At 44.5% G+C, this 375-nt stretch carries 1 pseudogene; it reads left to right on the forward strand.

The window, feature by feature from the left end:
• Positions 1–375: pseudogene (locus AB4585_RS23825) on the forward strand (hypothetical protein); the annotation flags it as partial.

Below are 375 nucleotides of genomic sequence, written 5' to 3' on the forward strand. Positions count from 1 at the left end.
CCTGAGTTGAATCGAGTCGAACTCGCTCAACATTACCGATATTCAGTGCCTTTAATGCTTCAAGGCATAGGTATAGCGACCAACTCTAAAATGTTGCCACCCTCGATGCTTTCACAATGGGTTGACCTTCATGATGAACAGTGGACTGGGCAGCTTCTCATTTTAGATGATGCTCAAACACTAGTCTCTATTGCACTGCTGGGGATGGGTTATCCCATCAACAATGCAACCGACAAGCAGCTACAAAAGTCAAAACAATGGCTCCTCGATATGCGAAATAATGCGACCTTCTTATCAAAAGAAGACCCTGAGATGCATTTCCTATCGGGACAAGTCTCGGTTGGTATATTGAGTAATGACCACGCGTATATTGGC

The sequence above is a fragment of the Vibrio sp. 10N.222.49.C9 genome, assembly GCF_041474985.1.
Lineage (GTDB): Bacteria > Pseudomonadota > Gammaproteobacteria > Enterobacterales > Vibrionaceae > Vibrio > Vibrio crassostreae_C.